At 70.8% G+C, this 16,436-nt stretch carries 14 protein-coding genes and 1 tRNA gene; 13 read left to right on the top strand and 2 right to left on the bottom strand.

Going from position 1 to position 16,436, the window contains the following annotated elements:
- The first annotated feature begins 49 nt into the window (after nt 1–49).
- Both EL266_RS02885 and mtnN read left to right on the top strand, forming a co-directional pair.
- Nucleotides 50–805: a TetR/AcrR family transcriptional regulator gene (locus tag EL266_RS02885; RefSeq protein ID WP_084500447.1), complete on the top strand. Its 756-nt coding sequence runs from the start codon at nt 50–52 to the stop codon at nt 803–805.
- A gap of 5 nt (nt 806–810) precedes the next feature.
- Nucleotides 811–1,518, top strand: coding sequence for a 5'-methylthioadenosine/S-adenosylhomocysteine nucleosidase (gene mtnN, locus EL266_RS02880; protein WP_197719266.1), 708 nt, complete (start codon nt 811–813; stop codon nt 1,516–1,518).
- A gap of 18 nt (nt 1,519–1,536) precedes the next feature.
- Here the strand turns inward: mtnN and EL266_RS02875 are convergent, their stop codons facing one another.
- Nucleotides 1,537–1,842, bottom strand: a complete 306-nt coding sequence (locus tag EL266_RS02875) for a thiamine-binding protein (protein ID WP_026426288.1) — start codon at nt 1,840–1,842, stop codon at nt 1,537–1,539.
- 66 nt (nt 1,843–1,908) lie between these two features.
- Between EL266_RS02875 and EL266_RS02870 the strand changes: the two genes are divergently transcribed.
- From EL266_RS02870 to EL266_RS13970, 4 genes are all read left to right on the top strand, one after another.
- Nucleotides 1,909–2,520 carry a phosphoribosyltransferase gene (locus EL266_RS02870; RefSeq protein ID WP_051280976.1) on the top strand — a complete coding sequence of 204 codons (612 nt, stop codon included), beginning with the start codon at nt 1,909–1,911 and terminating at the stop codon, nt 2,518–2,520.
- A gap of 69 nt (nt 2,521–2,589) precedes the next feature.
- Nucleotides 2,590–3,882 (top strand): TIGR04053 family radical SAM/SPASM domain-containing protein, encoded by a 1,293-nt coding sequence (locus EL266_RS02865; RefSeq protein ID WP_232012095.1) that lies wholly within the window; start codon nt 2,590–2,592, stop codon nt 3,880–3,882.
- Nucleotides 3,883–4,022: 140 nt separating this feature from the next.
- Nucleotides 4,023–6,383 (top strand): carbon starvation CstA family protein, encoded by a 2,361-nt coding sequence (locus EL266_RS02860; RefSeq protein ID WP_026426286.1) that lies wholly within the window; start codon nt 4,023–4,025, stop codon nt 6,381–6,383.
- Complete coding sequence (locus EL266_RS13970) at nt 6,383–6,679, top strand: YbdD/YjiX family protein (RefSeq protein WP_331852936.1); 297 nt, start codon at nt 6,383–6,385, stop codon at nt 6,677–6,679. Before EL266_RS02860 ends, EL266_RS13970 begins: the two co-directional genes overlap by 1 nt.
- Before the next feature lie 163 nt (nt 6,680–6,842).
- On the opposite strand, the gene EL266_RS02850 is transcribed toward EL266_RS13970, so the two are convergent.
- Nucleotides 6,843–6,926, bottom strand: a tRNA-Leu gene (locus EL266_RS02850).
- A 237-nt stretch (nt 6,927–7,163) separates the two neighbouring features.
- Here EL266_RS02850 and EL266_RS02845 point away from each other — a divergent pair.
- From EL266_RS02845 to pknB, 7 genes are read left to right on the top strand one after another with little or no spacing between them, the layout of a single operon-like run.
- The gene (locus EL266_RS02845) at nt 7,164–7,871 is read left to right on the top strand and encodes an FhaA domain-containing protein (RefSeq protein WP_026426284.1); all 708 of its coding nucleotides are present in this window, start codon (nt 7,164–7,166) and stop codon (nt 7,869–7,871) included.
- Complete coding sequence (locus EL266_RS02840; protein ID WP_026426283.1) at nt 7,868–8,332, top strand: FHA domain-containing protein FhaB/FipA; 465 nt, start codon at nt 7,868–7,870, stop codon at nt 8,330–8,332. Before EL266_RS02845 ends, EL266_RS02840 begins: the two co-directional genes overlap by 4 nt.
- On the top strand, nt 8,329–9,789 hold the full coding sequence (locus tag EL266_RS02835) for a PP2C family protein-serine/threonine phosphatase (protein ID WP_026426282.1): 1,461 nt from the start codon (nt 8,329–8,331) through the stop codon (nt 9,787–9,789). The genes EL266_RS02840 and EL266_RS02835 overlap by 4 nt, the downstream gene beginning before the upstream one ends.
- A gap of 52 nt (nt 9,790–9,841) precedes the next feature.
- Nucleotides 9,842–11,602, top strand: coding sequence for an FtsW/RodA/SpoVE family cell cycle protein (locus tag EL266_RS02830; protein ID WP_232012093.1), 1,761 nt, complete (start codon nt 9,842–9,844; stop codon nt 11,600–11,602).
- The gene (locus EL266_RS02825) at nt 11,599–13,092 is read left to right on the top strand and encodes a peptidoglycan D,D-transpeptidase FtsI family protein (protein ID WP_026426281.1); all 1,494 of its coding nucleotides are present in this window, start codon (nt 11,599–11,601) and stop codon (nt 13,090–13,092) included. The genes EL266_RS02830 and EL266_RS02825 overlap by 4 nt, the downstream gene beginning before the upstream one ends.
- On the top strand, nt 13,089–14,375 hold the full coding sequence (locus tag EL266_RS02820; RefSeq protein ID WP_026426280.1) for a serine/threonine-protein kinase: 1,287 nt from the start codon (nt 13,089–13,091) through the stop codon (nt 14,373–14,375). Before EL266_RS02825 ends, EL266_RS02820 begins: the two co-directional genes overlap by 4 nt.
- Nucleotides 14,372–16,360, top strand: coding sequence for a Stk1 family PASTA domain-containing Ser/Thr kinase (gene pknB / locus EL266_RS02815; protein WP_034514617.1), 1,989 nt, complete (start codon nt 14,372–14,374; stop codon nt 16,358–16,360). Before EL266_RS02820 ends, pknB begins: the two co-directional genes overlap by 4 nt.
- Nucleotides 16,361–16,436 lie beyond the last annotated feature (76 nt).

Here is a 16,436-nt window from a genome sequence, read left to right as displayed (position 1 = left end):
CACTGCTCAGTCGTCCAGACCCGTGCACCGGCGTACCCTTGGAGGCCTCATGTGCCCTTCCACCGCCTCCCCCACACGCGCCCGCGCCGCCGGCCGGAGCCGCGAGCGCAGCCTGCGCAAGCGGGAGAACACGCGCGCCCGGCTGGTCGAGGCCGCGGCCGACGTCGTCGCGTCCAAGGGCATCGCCAGCACTCGGATCGACGACATCGTCAAGAAGGCGGGCTTTACACGAGGCGCCTTCTACTCGAACTACTCCTCGGTCGAGGAGGTCCTGCGCGAGGCGATCGTGGCACGGGCCGAGTTCCTGGCCCACCAGTTGCGCGAGGCGGTGGAGGCCATCGAGGGCCCTCCCAGCGTGGACACGCTCATGGAGGTGCTCGACGCCATCCGGCCCGAGGGCCGCACCATGTACATCCTGACCACCGAGTATCGGCTCTATCGCATGCGCAGCCCCGAGGCTGAGGAGATCCCGGTGGCGCGCCGCGAGCAGTTCTCCTCGCTGGTGGCGGGGACCGTGCAGGACGCGCTCGCCCGGATGGGGCGTCACCCCAGGGTCTCGCCCGAGACCCTGGCGGATGTGCTGGCAGCCTTCTTCCTCGACTCCATCGCCTCGGAGAGTGATCACGCCTGCCAGGGCGCCGACGACAGCGACCCGCGCGTGCTCCTGCGTCACGTGGTCGAAGCGGTGATCATCGGTCTGAGCGAACCGATCCAGGGCGAGCCCAGGCCCGAGGATGCGCAACGCGTGACAAGAGCACTGAATAGCTGGTCTCGCCGCGCGAGGACCGATGAGAAGGAGCGGTGAGCCGGATGCTATCGACCTCCTCACCTGTCATCGTCTCGGTCGCCATGGACGTGGAGGCGGCCCCCTTCCTGGAGGCGCTGCCCCGGCGCGACGGCGACCTGGACCTGCCGGGTGCTCGGGCCTGGAGCCTGGATCTGGGCGGGCGCGAGCTGATCCTCATCCGCAGTGGGATCGGACTGGTGGCCGCGGCCAGCGCCCTGGCCGGGACGCTGGGGCGGGTGACCCCGGGGGCCGTCGTCTCGGCGGGAACGGCCGGGGGGCTGGGTCGCCAGGTGGAGGTCGGCGATGTGTGCGCCTCGACCCACCTGGCCTATGCCGACGCCGATGCCACGGCCTTCGGCTACGCGCGCGGGCAGATCCCGGGGCAGCCCGTGGCCTTCGAGGCCGACGCGGGCCTGCTGGAGCGACTCGCCCTGGCGGGCCCGGCCCTGGACACCCATGCGGCCTCCCTGCGCACCGGGCAGATGCTGGCGGGAAACTCCTTCGTCACGGCGGCCACGGTCGCTGATATCCGCCGGGCCTTCCCCGAGGCGGTCAGCACGGATATGGAGTCCACCGCCCTGGCGCAGGTGGCCGCGAGCGCGGGCCTGCCCTTCATCTCGGTGCGCGGAGTCTCCGACCTGTGCGGGCCCGAGGCGGGGCAGGACTTCCACATCGGCGCCGAGGTGGCGGCTGCGCGCAGTGCCGCCGCGGTCCTGGCGCTGCTGGGCTGAGTCGTCTCAGGCGCCTGCTCAGCCCTGGCGCAGGTGGTCCTCGACGCGCTGGACCTTGGCCTCCATCTGGCCGCTCCAGCCGGGGCGGATATCCGCCTTGAGGACCAGGGAGACACGCGGGCTGACCTCGGCCACGGCCTGGCAGGCGTCCTTGACCACGGCCATGCACTCGTCCCACTCACCCTCGATGGTGGTGAACATGGCGGTGGTCTGGCTGGGCAGCCCGGAGTCGCGCACCACTCTCACGGCGCGCGCCACGGCCTCGCTCAGCGATCCGTCGGGGGTCTGGGATGTCACCGGGGAGACGGAGAAGGCAATGAGCATGCCGTCATGCTAGTCAGGGCCGCCCCGCCGGTCGACGGCGGCGCCATCCTCCATCGGGCGGCTAGCATGTCACGGGTGAGCACCGCCGACGCCGCCAGCGCCCCCAGCACGCCCCACACCACGACCCCCTTCGATGATGGTGCCGCCACCGCGGCCGATCCCGAGCGCGAGAACCTCACCTGGGAGCTCTTCGGGCGGGCTGAGCGCGAGCTGGCCGCCCAGATCGTCGCCTCGGGCTGGATGCCCGATCTCATCATCGCCATCGCCCGCGGCGGCCTCATCCCCGCCGGCGCCCTCGGCTACGCGATCGGCATCAAGGCCATGGGCGCCATGAACGTGGAGTTCTACACCGGCGTGGGCCAGACCCTGGAGGAGCCGGTCATCCTGCCGCCGCTCATGGACGCCTCGGAGCTTCCCGGCAAGAAGGTCCTGGTGGTCGACGACGTCGCCGACTCCGGCAAGACCCTGCGGATGGTCATGGAGCTGCTCGCCCACGAGGGCCTGGACCTGGGCGGCCAGACGGTGCATGTCGAGGCCCGCAGCGCCGTCATCTACCGCAAGCCCCGCTCGGTGTTCACGCCCGACTACTGCTGGCGGGAGACCGACAAGTGGATCAACTTCCCCTGGTCGGTCCTGCCGGTCATCACCCCGGAGTCCCTGGCGCAGGGGCGAGCCTGAGCCCTGCGCCGCATCGTGGCGGGGCGGCCGTCCGGACTCTCCCGGTGATGGCCCTTTAGCATGGTCATCGTGACCACCGCGCAGCCCGCATCACCGGGGGCCGGCCCTGCCCAAGCGCCCGCTGCCCGCCCCGCCCGACCGGTGCGGATGCAGCGCCACGACCCCGCCCAGCGCCCGATGCTGGTGACCTGGGAGGCGACCCGCGCCTGCGCCCTGGCCTGCCGCCACTGCCGGGCCGAGGCCGTTCCCCTGCGCAGTCCCGCCGAGCTGTCCTTGGAGGAGGCCAAGTCGCTCATGGATGAGGCCGCCTCCTTCGGCCAGCCCGCGGTCATCTTCATCATCACCGGGGGCGACTGCTTCGAGCGCCCCGACCTGGCCGAGCTGGCCGCCTACGGCACGGGCCTGGGGCTGCATGTGGCTCTGTCGCCCTCGGGAACGGACAGGCTCACCAAGGAGGCCCTGGCCGAGCTCCAGGAGGCGGGGGTCAATGTCATCTCCCTGTCCATCGACGGCGCCACGGCCGCCACCCATGACGCCTTCCGCGGGCTGGAGCGGACCTTCGACCGCACGATCGCCGGCTGGCGGGCGGCCCGCGAGCTGGGCATGCGCGTCCAGATCAACTCGGTGGTGGCCCGCCACAATGTCCACGAGCTGCCGGATATCGCCGCCCTCGTGCGCGAGCACGGGGCCATGACCTGGTCGGGATTCCTCCTGGTGCCCACCGGGCGCGGCGTGGATCTGGGGGCCCTGGACGCCGACGAGGTCGAGGACGTCCTGGGCGCCTTCTACGACATGGGCGAGACCGTCCCGGTGCGCACCACGGAGGGCCACCACTTCAGGCGGGTGTGCTTGCAGCGCCAGGTGCTCGCCGAGCGCGGCATCGTCGGCGAGGAGATGATGCGCGTCATGGGCTACGGCCCGCTGTACCGCGAGCTGCGGGGGCGCATCGCCGAGCTCGGGCTGGATGCCGGGCAGCGCCGTCGTCGGCTGCCGATCACCGTCAGCTCCGGCAGCGGCTTCGTGTTCGTCTCCCACACCGGGGAGGTCACGCCCTCGGGCTTCCTGGAGAAGAGCGCCGGGAATGTGCGCGACTCCTCCCTGACCCAGATCTACCGCAGCTCCGAGGTCTTCACCGGGGTGCGCGACCCCGAGCTGCTCAAGGGGCGCTGCGGGGCCTGCGAGTACAGGTCCGTCTGCGGGGGCAGCCGTGCCCGGGCCTACAACATGACTGGCGACCTGCACGCCGAGGACGCCTCCTGCAACTACCGTCCCGGGAGCTTCCCCTACGCCCAGGAGGCGGCGGCGCTCATGGCGCGCCCCACCGGGCCCCGGCCCCGCCGGGGCGCGCGCGAGGGCCGATAGCCTGATAGCCGCCTAAGGACGACAGGCGCCCAGGATCCGCCCCGGGGTCCTTACCCACGGAGGCGCGCGGGTCTAGTCTAGTGGGGCAATCGGGCCGGGTTATCCACCCGACCCGTCTCTCAACGCCGAGGACGGTCCCCATGCCCACGCACACAGAACTGCCCGAATACACCGCCGAGGAAGAGGCGCGGATCATCCGCAACAAACAGGGGGTGCCAGTGGGGATCCGCCCTGACAACTCCTGGACGCCGAAGAAAATCGCCGCATGGGCGGTGATCACCGCCCTGGGGGTGCTGGGCTGGTGGATGCTGGCCGTCTGGCGCGGGGAGCAGGTCAACACGATCTGGTTCGTGGTCACCGCCGTGTGCACCTACGCCATCGGCTACCGCTTCTACGCGCTGTACATCCAGCGCCGCATCATGCGCCCCGATGACACCAACGCCACTCCGGCCGAGCGCATCAACAACGGCCGCGACTTCGACCCCACTCACCGCGTGGTCCTCTACGGCCACCACTTCGCGGCGATCGCCGGCGCCGGCCCCCTGGTGGGCCCGGTCCTGGCCGCGCAGATGGGCTACCTGCCCGGCACCCTGTGGATCATCCTGGGCGTGCTCGTGGCCGGGGCGGTCCAGGACATGCTCGTCCTGTTCTTCTCCATGCGCCGCGGCGGCCGCTCCCTGGGACAGATGGCCACTGATGAGATCGGCAGGGTCGGCGGGACGGTGGCGACCATCGTCGTGTTCGTCATGCTCATGATCGTCCTGGCCGTCCTGGCGATGGTCTGCGTCAACGCCCTGGCCGAGTCGCCGTGGGGCGTGTTCTCGGTGGGCTGCACCATCCCGATCGCCGTGGGCATGGGCCTGTGGCTGCGCTATGTCCAGCCCGGCCGGATCACCCAGGTCTCGGTGGCCGGATTCATCGTGCTGATCGCCGTCATCATCGGCGGGCGCTGGGTGGCCGAGTCCTCCTTCGGCGAGCACCTGCACCTGTCCCCCACGGCCCTGGTGTGGGCGATGATCATCTACGGCTTCCTGGCGGCGGTCCTTCCGGTCTGGGTGCTGCTGACGCCTCGCGACTACCTGTCGACCTTCATGAAGGTGGGCACGATCCTGGTCCTGGCCGCCGGCATCATCATCGTGCGCCCCCTGGTGGAGGTGGCCGCCGTCTCGGAGTTCGCCTCCAACACCGAGGGCCCGGTCTTCGCCGGCACGCTCTTCCCCTTCCTGTTCATCACCATCGCCTGCGGGGCCCTGTCCGGCATGCACTCCATGGTCTCCTCGGGCACGAGCCCCAAGATGATCGAGAAGGAGTCCCAGGCCCGGATGATCGGCTACGCCGGCATGCTCATGGAGTCCTTCGTGGCGGTCATGGCCCTGGCGGCCGCGGTGAGCCTGAGCCCGGGGGTGTACTTCGCCATGAACACCTCCAGCGCCACCCTGGGGGAGCTGGCCGGGCCGGAGGTGGTGGCGTCTGCCTCCTCGCCCGAGGAGATCGCTGATGCGGCGGTTGGCAAGCTGGAGGTGACCGACGCCCACGGCAACTCCCTGGACCCGATCTGGGAGTCCTGGGACAAGGCCGGCAACCCCACCACCTATACCGGGGAGCAGGCCCTCCACCAGCTGGCCGACGACGTCGGGGAGCCTTCGGTGGTCTCGCGCACCGGCGGCGCCCCCACCCTGAGCGTGGGCATGGCTCATATCCTCCACCAGATCGGCGGGGGCAGGGCCATGATGGGCTTCTGGTACCACTTCGCCATCATGTTCGAGGCGCTGTTCATCCTCTCGGCGGTCGACGCCGTGACCCGCGTGGCCCGCTTCCAGCTCTCCGACGCCCTGGGCAACGCCTTCCCGCGCTTCCGCGACCCCTCCTGGAGGGTGGGCGCCTGGGGGACGACGGCGGCGGTGGTGGCCGCCTGGGGCTCCCTCCTTCTCATGGGCGTCACGGATCCGCGCGGCGGCATCCAGACCCTCTACCCGCTGTTCGGCATCGCCAATCAGCTCATCGCCGCGGTGGCCCTGCTGGTGGTCACGGTCATGGTGGTGCGCAAGGGATATCTCAAGTGGGTGTGGATCCCGCTGGTGCCCCTGGTCTTCGACACGGTGGTGACCTTCACCGCCTCCTGGCAGAAGATCTTCTCCACCGACCCGCGCATCGGCTACTGGCAGCAGTGGCGCGACGCCCGGGCCCTGCTGCCCACGCTGAGCAACCCCGAGGAGATCGCCGTCCAGGAGGCGATTGTGCGCAACACCTTCATCCAGGGCACGCTCTCGATCGTCTTCCTGCTCATGGTGGCCTTCACCATGGTCTGCGCCATCATCCGGGTGGTCTCGGTGCTGCGCACCGGGGACGCCTCGACCTCGGAGGACCCCTACCAGGAGTCGAACTTCTTCGCTCCCGAGACCATGGTGGCCTCGCCCCTGGCCCGCAAGGTGGTGGCCGAGTACGAGCAGGTGGGGGATCCGGCCCTCATCCCCAGTCGCCAGAGTCACGCGGGTCACTGATGTCCAGGACGGTCAGGACGGCCAGGACGGGGCGCGCCTCGCCCATGGGACGCTCACGAGACGCGCAGCACCTGGCGGCGGGGTCCCGCTCCCCGGCCGCGACAGGCGGCGGGATGCGGGCGGCGGTGGCACGGATGCGGAGCCTGTGGCGGGACATGACCGGGGAGTCCGCCTACGAGCGCTACCTGGCCCGGCATGCCCTCGAGCATCCGGGCTGCGCGCCCATGAGCTCGCGGGAGTTCTGGCGGGCGCGCTCGCGCCTGGCCGAGGAGTCGATCTCCACCGGCTGCTGCTGACAGGGCGCCGCCGCGCTGATGCGCGCCGACGGCGTCGCGGGCGTGCCGTGGCGTCAACGTATCGCCAGTGACCCGGGCGGCCGGCAGTGGTATCGGCAGTGGTACCGGAAGGCAGCACAGACAGCACAAGGCCCGGACCGTTTGGCCCGGGCCTTGTCGCCGGTGCGCGAGGGGGGACTCGAACCCCCATGATCGTTAGATCACACGGACCTGAACCGTGCGCGTCTACCAATTCCGCCACTCGCGCGAAGCGAGGATGACATTAGCCTCCCGAGAGCTCCCCCGTCCAATCCGTTTCATGTCGCGGCGCCGTGAGACCGCTCACGGCCGATTCCACGGACACCACTACCCTCACTTCCCAGCAACGGCCCCGATACGGTTACGATGGGCTTGGTCGTGGCCTGAGCGCAGGCCCGGGGAGACGGGGCAGTCCTATCTCCCGGCCCGGTGGGCCGCCACCGCAACGTTGGAGGAGGTACTGTCCATGGGATTCTTGGACAAGTTCGAGAAGGGCGTCGAGAACGTCACGAATCGCGCCATGTCGCGGTTCTCTGACGACGTCGAGCCCATCGAGATCGCCTCGAAGCTCCGTGAGACCATGGACAAGCGCGCTGCGTCCTTCGCGCGCGACCGCTCCGTGGTTCCCAATATCTTCCGCATCCACCTGGCCCCCGCCAACATCGAGCGCATCACCACCTGGGGCCAGGACGAGATGATCCGGCAGATGGAGGAGGTGGCCACCACCTATGCGGCGGAGCAGGGCTACTCCTTCGTCGGTCCGGTAGAGGTCTCCTTCATCGTCAACGAGGCTCCCGGCGCCCAGGCCGTGGAGATCGAGTCCTCCACCCGCCGGGGCTCAGCGGCCCCCGCCGCCGCGGCCAGCGCCTCCCCCGCCCACCCGATCGTCGACATCAACGGCCAGCGCTACCTGCTGACCGGCCCGGTCACCGTCATCGGCCGCGGCTCCGAGGCGGACATCATCGTGGACGACTCCGGGGTCTCCCGGCGCCACCTGGAGATCCGCCTGGCCCAGGGCAACACCATCGCCACCGATATGGGATCGACCAACGGCACCTTCGTCGAGGGCCAGAGGGTCGACGCCGTCACTCTGGTCGACGGCAACACCCTGACCATCGGCCGCACCCAGATCATGTTCTGGGATGGCACGCAGTCCGTCGGGGCCAACGGGTGAGCGAGCTCGCCTTCACCATCCTGCGGCTGGGCTATCTCGTCCTGCTGTGGGTCTTCCTGTTCCTCGTGGCGCGCACTCTGCGCCGCGATGTCGCCGAGGTATCCTCCTCGGCGCCCCGGCGCCGCTCGGGCCAGCAGCCCTCAGCCGAGGCCCCGCGCGGCCGCCGCCGCTCGGCCTCCCGCCTGGTCATCACCGAGGGCCCCCTGGCCGGGTCGACGGTGCCGCTGAGCCCGTCCTCGATCATCATCGGCCGATCCCCGTCATGCACCCTGGTGCTGGACGACTCCTACGCCTCCTCCCGGCATGCCCGGGTCTTCCCCAAGGATGGCGCCTGGTGGCTGGAGGACCTGGGGTCCACCAACGGCACCACCATGGACGGCAGGCCGGTTCACGGCGCTGTTGAGCTTCCCATGAACATTCCTGTCCGCATCGGCCAGACGACGCTGGAGCTGCGCTCATGACCATCTCCCTGCGCTTCGCCGCCCGTTCTGACGTCGGCCTCGTGCGCCAATCCAATCAGGACGCCGGCTATGCGGGCCCCCACCTGTGCATCCTGTGCGACGGCATGGGCGGGCCCGCCGGGGGCGACATCGCCTCGGCGGTCGCCGTCGAGCACCTCATGCCCCTGGACGCCGACTCCCACCAGGCCGGTGAGCTGCTCGGACTCATGCGAGAGGCGGTTCAGGCGGCCCACGGCGAGCTCGTGTCCCTGTCCGCCCAGGACCCCGAGCTCGCGGGCCTGGGCACGACCTGCATCGCGGTCATGCGCAGCGGCAACAAGCTGGCCATGGTGCATGTGGGGGACTCGCGCGCCTACATGCTGCGCGATGGCACGCTCACCCAGGTCACCACCGACCACACCTTCGTGGAGTACCTGGTGGAGACCGGGCGCCTGACCCGCGACCAGGCCCGCCAGCACCCCCAGCGCTCCGTTCTGCTGAGAGTCCTGGGCGACGCCGAGGGCGATGTCCAGCTCGATGAGTCCATCCGCGAGGCCGTGCCCGGCGACCGCTGGCTGCTGTGCTCCGACGGCCTGAGCGGCCCGGTGACCGCCGAGACCATCGGCGAGGTCCTGGCCACGGTCCCCGACCCCGGGCAGGCGGCCGACCAGCTCATCGACCTGGCTCTGCGCGCAGGCGGGCCGGACAATGTCACCGCGGTGGTCTTCGACGTCGTCAGTGACGACCCCGAGACCGGCACCGACCCGCAGGTCGTGGGCTCGGCCGCCACCGAGCGCCTGGCCCGCGAGCGCGCCGCCGCGGCCGCCCGCTCCCAGCAGCGCAGCGCGGCGCGGAGCGCTGATGAGGAGAGCCAGCCCTCCACCCCGGCGGCCAAGGCCGCCGCCCTCATGGCCACCCTGGACGACAAGGGCGAGTCCCCGCGCTCGGAGGTCGATGAGGCCATCGCCGCGGAGGCGCAGGCCCAGGCCACGGCGCGCCGCAAGAACCGCAAGCGCGCCGTGTTCGGCTTCGTGCTGCTGCTGGTCGCCCTGGTGGGCGCCGGCGCCCTGTTCTACTCGTGGACCCAGACCAACTACTACGTCGCCTCCCACAACGGCCAGGTGGCGATCTACCGGGGCATTCCCCAGTCCCTGGGCCCCGTCAAGCTCAGCCATGTGGTCCAGGTCTATGACAAGCCGGCCGTCAAGGATCTCGACCAGCCCATGCAGAGCCGACTGGAGGAGGGGGTTCACTACAACTCCCTGGAGGCGGCCCGCAAGTACGTCGAGAGCACGGTGACCGCTCGCGCCGAGCCCGAGGCACCGCCCTCGCCCAGCGGCTCGCCCAGCGCCCCGCCGTCGGGCAGTGCCTCGCCGGGGGCCTCGCCCAGCTCATCCGCCAGCCCCACGGCCACCGGCTCGCCCAGCGCGGGCTCGGCCTCGCCGAAGCCCTCGGCCTCCACGACCCAGGGACCCTGAGATGAGCTCCCTCCCTGCTTCCGGCCCCGCGGGCGTGGCCACGATACGCCCAATGCCCCGCAGCTCGGGCCGCTGGGCCGAGGCGGCGCTGCTGGGCATCGCCCTGATCATCGGTCTGGGCGGCTTCCTGCTGACCGCGCTGAACCGCACCGGCTCCTCTCCGGCCCAGATCGCGGTGCTGGGAGGCTCCCTGGCCGCCATCGCCCTGCTGGTCCACCTGTGGGTGCGCTACACGGCGCCCTGGGCCGATCCGGTCATCCTGCCCACGGCGGTGGCCCTCAACGGCATCGGCCTGGCCATGATCCAGAGGCTGGACCAGTCCTATCTGGCCAGCGATCAGATGCAGTACTACGTGGGCAACAAGCAGCTGGTGTGGACGATCCTGGGCGTCATCCTGTTCTGCGCGGTCCTGCTGCTGCGCGATCATCGCCGTCTGCGGCGCTGGGACACCTGGGCGATGTGGACGGGCCTGGGCTTCCTGGTCCTGCCCTTCCTGCCCTTCATCGGCCGGGAGATCAACGGCGCCAGGATCTGGATCGTGGTGGGCCCGATGAGCTTCCAGCCCGCCGAGCTGTCCAAGGTGCTGCTGGCGGTGTTCTTCGCCTCCTTCCTGGTGGCCAACCGCGACAACCTGGCCCTGGCGGGCCGGCGCGTGCTGTGGATGAACCTGCCGCGCGCCCGCCACCTGGTGCCCCTGCTGGTGGTGTGGGGCGTGAGCATCCTGGTGCTGGTCCTTCAGCGGGACCTGGGATCCTCGGTGCTGATCTTCGGGCTGTTCGTCGTGGTGCTCTACGTGGCCACGGACCGGCCCTCCTGGCTGCTGATCGGCGGGGCCCTGTTCCTGCCTGCCGCCTGGTTCGCCGCCACCAACCTCAGCCACGTCCAGCAGCGGATCAACGGCTGGCTTCACGCCATGGACCCGGAGGTCTACGACGCCGCAGGCGGCTCCTGGCAGCTGGTGACCGGCATGTTCGGGCTGGCCTCCGGAGGCCTGATGGGCACGGGCTGGGGGAAGGGCTACCCGACCCTGGTGACCTTCGCGAACTCCGACTTCATCATCGCCTCCCTGGGTGAGGAGCTCGGGCTGACCGGCTCACTGGCCATCCTCATGCTCTACCTCATCCTCATCCAGCGGGGCCTGCGCACGGCGATGAGCCTGCGCGACGGCTTCGGCAAGCTCCTGGCCACGGGCCTGTCCTTCGCCATCGCCCTGCAGGTCTTCGTGGTGGTGGGGGGCGTGACCCGCCTCATCCCGCTGACGGGTCTGACCATGCCCTTCCTCGCCTACGGGGGATCCTCGCTGATCTCCAACTGGATCATCCTGGCCCTGCTGATGCGCCTGTCCGACGCCGCTCGGCGCCCGGCCCCCCAGGCTCCCCGCATCATCGACACCGCCGAGCTCCCCACCTCCCTGCGCGAGCAGGTCCAGTCCGCCGAGGAGGATCAGTCCTGGGCCGACGACGCCGAGGTCGACCCGCATGAGGACCCGGGCGGCTCGGGCGGCTCGGGCGGCTCGGACGACCCCGACAACCCGGCGCCCTCGCCGTGGCCCACCGGCGCCCAGGGCTCGGGGCATGGGGCCCCGGCTCCCGGCGTCCAGGCCCAGCGGCCCCGGTTGCGCGGCCATCAGGCTCCCGCCGCCCCGATGCCCGGGCATCCCCAGGACGCCCAGCCCACAGGGGTGGTCCCCGCGATGCCCGGGCCTGAGGCGCCTCAGCCGCCGGCAGTCCAGGCCCCGCCGGCGCCCGCCCCGCCCGAGCGGCAGAATCAGGGGCCCACCGTCATCCGGCCGCAAGGGGAGGAGCACGCATGAACCGTCAGATCCGGCAGGTCACCGTCCTCATCTTGGCGCTCTTCCTGTCCCTGGCCCTGTCCCTGACCTCGGTGCAGGGGCTGGCGCGCCCCTCGCTGTGGGAGGCCGCCTCCCCCCTGGGGACCCTGACCTCGGACTCGCGCAACATCCGCACGGTCTACGCCGAGTTCGGCACCGACCGCGGCGCGATCCTGGCCGGGGACCTGGTCATCGCCGAGACCGTCGAGTCCGATGACAACTACGCCTACCAGCGCCAATACCCCGGCGGGGCGGCCTACGCCCCGATCACCGGCTACTTCTCCACCGCCTTCGCCTCGATGACGGCCATGGAGAAGGCCGGCAACTCGGTGCTCAACGGCGATGACCCCTCCTTGTTCTCCTCGCGGGTCAAGTCCCTCATCACCGGGGGCTCTCAGCGCGGGGGCTCCCTGGAGTTGACCATCGACCCCGAGGTTCAGCAGGTCGCCTATGACGCCCTGGACGGGCGCGAGGGCTCCGTGGTGGTCATGAACCCGTCCACCGGCGCCATTCTGGCCATGGTCTCCACCCCCTCCTACGATCCCAACACCCTGGCCAGCCATGACAATGCCGCGGCCTCCAGCGCCTGGGACTCTCTGAGCCAGGACGCGAGCAGCCCCCTGGTCAACCGGGCGATCGGCGGCAACCGCTACCCGCCCGGCTCGACCTTCAAGGTGATCACCACCGCGGCCGCCATGCGCGCCGGGATGGTCACCCCCGAGACCGAGGTCGCCGCCCCGGACACCCTGACCCTCCCGGGCACGGAGCACGCGCTGAGCAACTACGCCGGCGAGTCCTGCGGCGACGGCACGGTGACCTTCTCCCACGCCTTCAAGGAGTCCTGCAACACGCCCTTCGCCCAGCTGGCCATCGACCTGGGGGACAAGGCCCTGGCCCAGGAGGCCGCCGCCTGGGGCTTCGACTCCGAGCTGTCCATCCCCCTGAAGGTCACGCCCTCGGTCTACCCGACCAATGAGACCCAGGCCCAGACCGCCATGGCGGGCATTGGCCAGGCCTCGGTGCAGGCCACGCCCCTCATGATGGCGATGGTGGCCTCCACCGTGGCCAACGACGGCGACCAGATGACCCCTCACCTGATCGCCCGCACCCTGGACCCCGATCTCAACGTGGTCCAGACCACCTCGCCCAAGCGGGCCCGCAAGCCGATCGACAAGGCCACCGCCGACTCCCTGACCGATCTGATGATCGAGACCGTCCAGGACGGCACCGGGCGCACCGCCCACGTCGCCGGGGTCACGGTGGCCGGCAAGACCGGCACCTCGGAGACCGGCTCGGAGGAGGGCGGCCCCACCACGTGGTTCATCGGCTTCGCGGGCACGGATATCGACAAGCCCGACGTCGCGGTCGCCGTCGTCCTGGACGGCGGGGCCCAGACTGAGGACACGGCCACCGGCGGCTCCCTGGCCGGCCCCATCGCCTCCAAGGTCATTGACGCGGCGGTGGACCAGTGAAGCCGGCAGCCGGACTGGAGATCCAGGGGCGCTACGAGCTGGTCGAGCGCATCGCCCTGGGCGGCATGGGTGAGGTGTGGCGCTCCCGCGACCTGCGCTCGGGGCGCAATGTCGCGGTGAAGATCCTGCGCCCCGAGCTGGCCGGTGATGAGATCTTCCTGTCGCGGCTGCGAGCCGAGGCCGCCAACTCCCGGGGCCTGCGCCACCCCAACCTGGCAGTCACCCTCGACTCTGGGGAGAAGGGCGGAACGGGGTGGATCGTCATGGAGCTGGTCCAGGGCCGGGCGCTGTCGGAGATCATCGAGGAGAAGGGGACGCTGACCCCCGCTGAGATCCTGCCGATCCTGGCCCAGGTGGCCCGCGCCCTCCAGGTGGTCCACGACTCCGGCGTCGTCCACCGCGATGTCAAGCCCTCCAATATCCTCATCAACCGCGAGGGCCTGGCCAAGCTCACGGACTTCGGCATCTCCACGGGCCTGAACCAGCGGCCCCTGACGGCCTCGGGCATGGTCATGGGCACGGCCCAGTACCTGGCCCCCGAGCAGGCCATGGGGAATATGGCCACGCCCGCCGGGGACCTGTACGGCCTGGGCATCATCGCCTATGAGGCGCTGGTGGGATCGCGGCCCTTCTCCGGCGCCACCCAGGTGGATATCGCCTTCGCCCATGTCAACGACGATGTCCCCGCCCTGCCCGCCTCCATCCCCCCCGCGGTCAGTGACATGGTGATGCGCCTGCTGGCCAAGAAGCCCGCGGACCGCCCGCCCACGGCGCGGGATGTGGCGCGCGCCCTGGATCGCCTGGTGGTCAACCTGCCCAAGGACTGGGACCCGGCCGAGCCGCAGTGGGCCGCCACCGGCAGGCCGGGCCGGCATGCGGCCGCGTCTGCGTCCGCACCCGCGGGACCGCGGCCGGTGGCCCCTCCGGCCGCGCCGCCTCGTCACCGGGTGGTGGAGCTGGCCGGCGCTGAGCGGGCCGCCGCCGAGCGCTCGGGCATTGGCGAGGCGATGTCGAGCGGTGCTCCGGCTGGAGCGTCCGGGGAGGGGCAGAGCCCCACCCCGCGCCAGGGAACGGCCTCCCAGGAGGCGGCCGGCTCCGATCCTCTCTCCGGCGCCCCCCGGCACGCCTCCGGGCGCAGCTTCATGGGGATGCGCCTGCCCTCCATGAGGTTCTTCTCGTTGAATCTGGCTGTGATCGCGGTCCTGGCGGGCCTGGGTACGCTTGACCCAGTGCACCCGACCATGACCTCAATGGTCGAGATCCTTGTCAAGGAGGTACCGTGACCGGTCAGTTCCCCCAGGTCCTCGCGGGCCGCTACGAGATCCGCGACCTGATCGGGCGAGGCGGCATGGCCGAGGTGCACCTCGGATACGACACACGGCTCTCGCGCTGGGTGGCGATCAAGCTGCTGCGCTCCGACATCGCCGGAGACCCCACCTTCCAGGCCCGCTTCCGCCGGGAGGCCCAGTCGGCCGCGGCCCTCAATCACCCCGCCGTCGTGGCCGTCTACGACTCCGGCGAGGAGGAGCTGGCCCAGCCCTCGGGCGCCCATCGCCTGGTGCCCTACATCGTCATGGAGTACGTCGAGGGCCACTCGGTGCGCGAGCTGCTCAGCGAGGGGGAGGCCGTCCCCATCGCCGAGGCCGTCGAGATCGTCTCGGGCGTGCTCGACGCCCTGGAGTACTCCCACCGCGCCGGGATCGTTCACCGCGACATCAAGCCCGGGAACATCATGCTGACCTCCACCGGCGCGGTGAAGGTCATGGACTTCGGCATCGCCCGCGCCATCGAGGACTCGGCATCCACGGTCACCCAGACCCACACCGTGGTGGGCACGGCCCAGTACCTGTCCCCGGAGCAGGCGCGCGGGGAGAACGTCGACGCCCGCTCCGACCTGTACTCCACGGGCTGCCTGCTCTACGAGCTCCTCACCGGCCAGCCTCCCTTCCAGGGGGACTCGGCGGTGGCGATCGCCTACCAGCATGTGCGCGAGATCCCCAAGCGCCCCTCGGCCCTGGCCGCGGATGTGCCCGAGTCACTGGACCGGGTGATCCTCAAGTCCCTGGCCAAGAACAGGGACGATCGCTATCAGGATGCCTCCCACATGCGCACCGAGCTCATGGCCGCCGCGCGCGGCATGGCGGTGGCAGCGCCTGCTGCGGACTCCTGGAATGAGGCGACCTCCGTCATCGCCCCGGCGGCGGCGGCCACTGCGGCGCAGCCGGCTGAGGCCGCCGCGGCGAGTGAGGAGGAGGAGCCGCCCAAGAAGCGCACCTGGCTGTGGGTGCTGGCGGCGATCCTGCTCATCGGCGCCGCGGCCCTGGCGGGCATGTGGACGGCCGGCGCCCTGGGCGGCAGCCCCGCCCCCACTCCCACCCCCTCGGCGGCGGCCGTGGTGATCCCCGACGTCAAGAACATGTCCGAGGCCGAGGCGAAGAAGGCCATTGAGGACCTGGGCCTGGTCTACGCCCGGGCGGAGACCGACGTCGCCAATGACGAGGTCGCCATCGACCATGCGGTGGAGTCGAATCCCGCCGCGAACTCCAAGGTACCGGCGGGCTCCACGGTGACGGTCACCTTCTCCGGCGGCTCGGCGATGATCAACGACATTCCGGACGTGGCCGGCAAGAGTCAGACCGAGGCCCGCCAGATCCTGGAGGATGCCGGCCTGACGGTGGGCAACTCCACCAGCGAGGACCATCCCACGGTCCCCAAGGACCACGTCATCCGCACCGACCCCTCCAAGGGCCCGGTGCAGCGCGGCTCATCAGTCTCCCTGGTGCTGTCCACCGGTGAGACCACGGTGCCCGACCTGCTGGGCATGACCCAGGAGGAGGCCCGCCAGGCGCTCTCCGACGCGGGACTGAGCGTGGGCAACGTGACCTACGAGGAGTCCTCCGACTACCCCGAGGGCCAGGTCGCCCGGCACAGCCCCAACAAGGGCGGCCAGGTCGACCAGGGCAGCGAGGTCGATATCGTCATCTCCTCGGGCTCCAAGGCCACGGCCTCTCCCACGCCTCAGCCCTCGGGCGGCGCATCGGCGTCGCAGCAGGCGCAGGTCACCGTCCCCGATGTCACGGGCAAGTCCCTGTCGGATGCTGTCGCCGCCCTGCAGTCCGCGGGGCTCGAGGTCGAGTCGGAGGGCGACCAGGTGCCCTCGGACTCGGTTCCTGAGGGCAACGTCATCAGCTCCAGCCCGGGAGCGGGCTCCCAGGTGGCTCCCGGCTCCAAGGTGCGCCTGACGGTCTCCAGCGGCCCGAACAACTGATCGGCGCCGGCCCGCGCCCGCCGACCAGAGGCCTCTCGCCAGGCGTCGGCGGGCGCTCGCCCGGGGTCAGTCGTGC

It is taken from the genome of Actinomyces slackii (genome assembly GCF_900637295.1).
GTDB lineage: Bacteria > Actinomycetota > Actinomycetes > Actinomycetales > Actinomycetaceae > Actinomyces > Actinomyces slackii.
The sequence above is the reverse complement of the archived record's forward strand: the minus strand, read 5'-3'. Positions and strand labels throughout refer to the sequence as shown.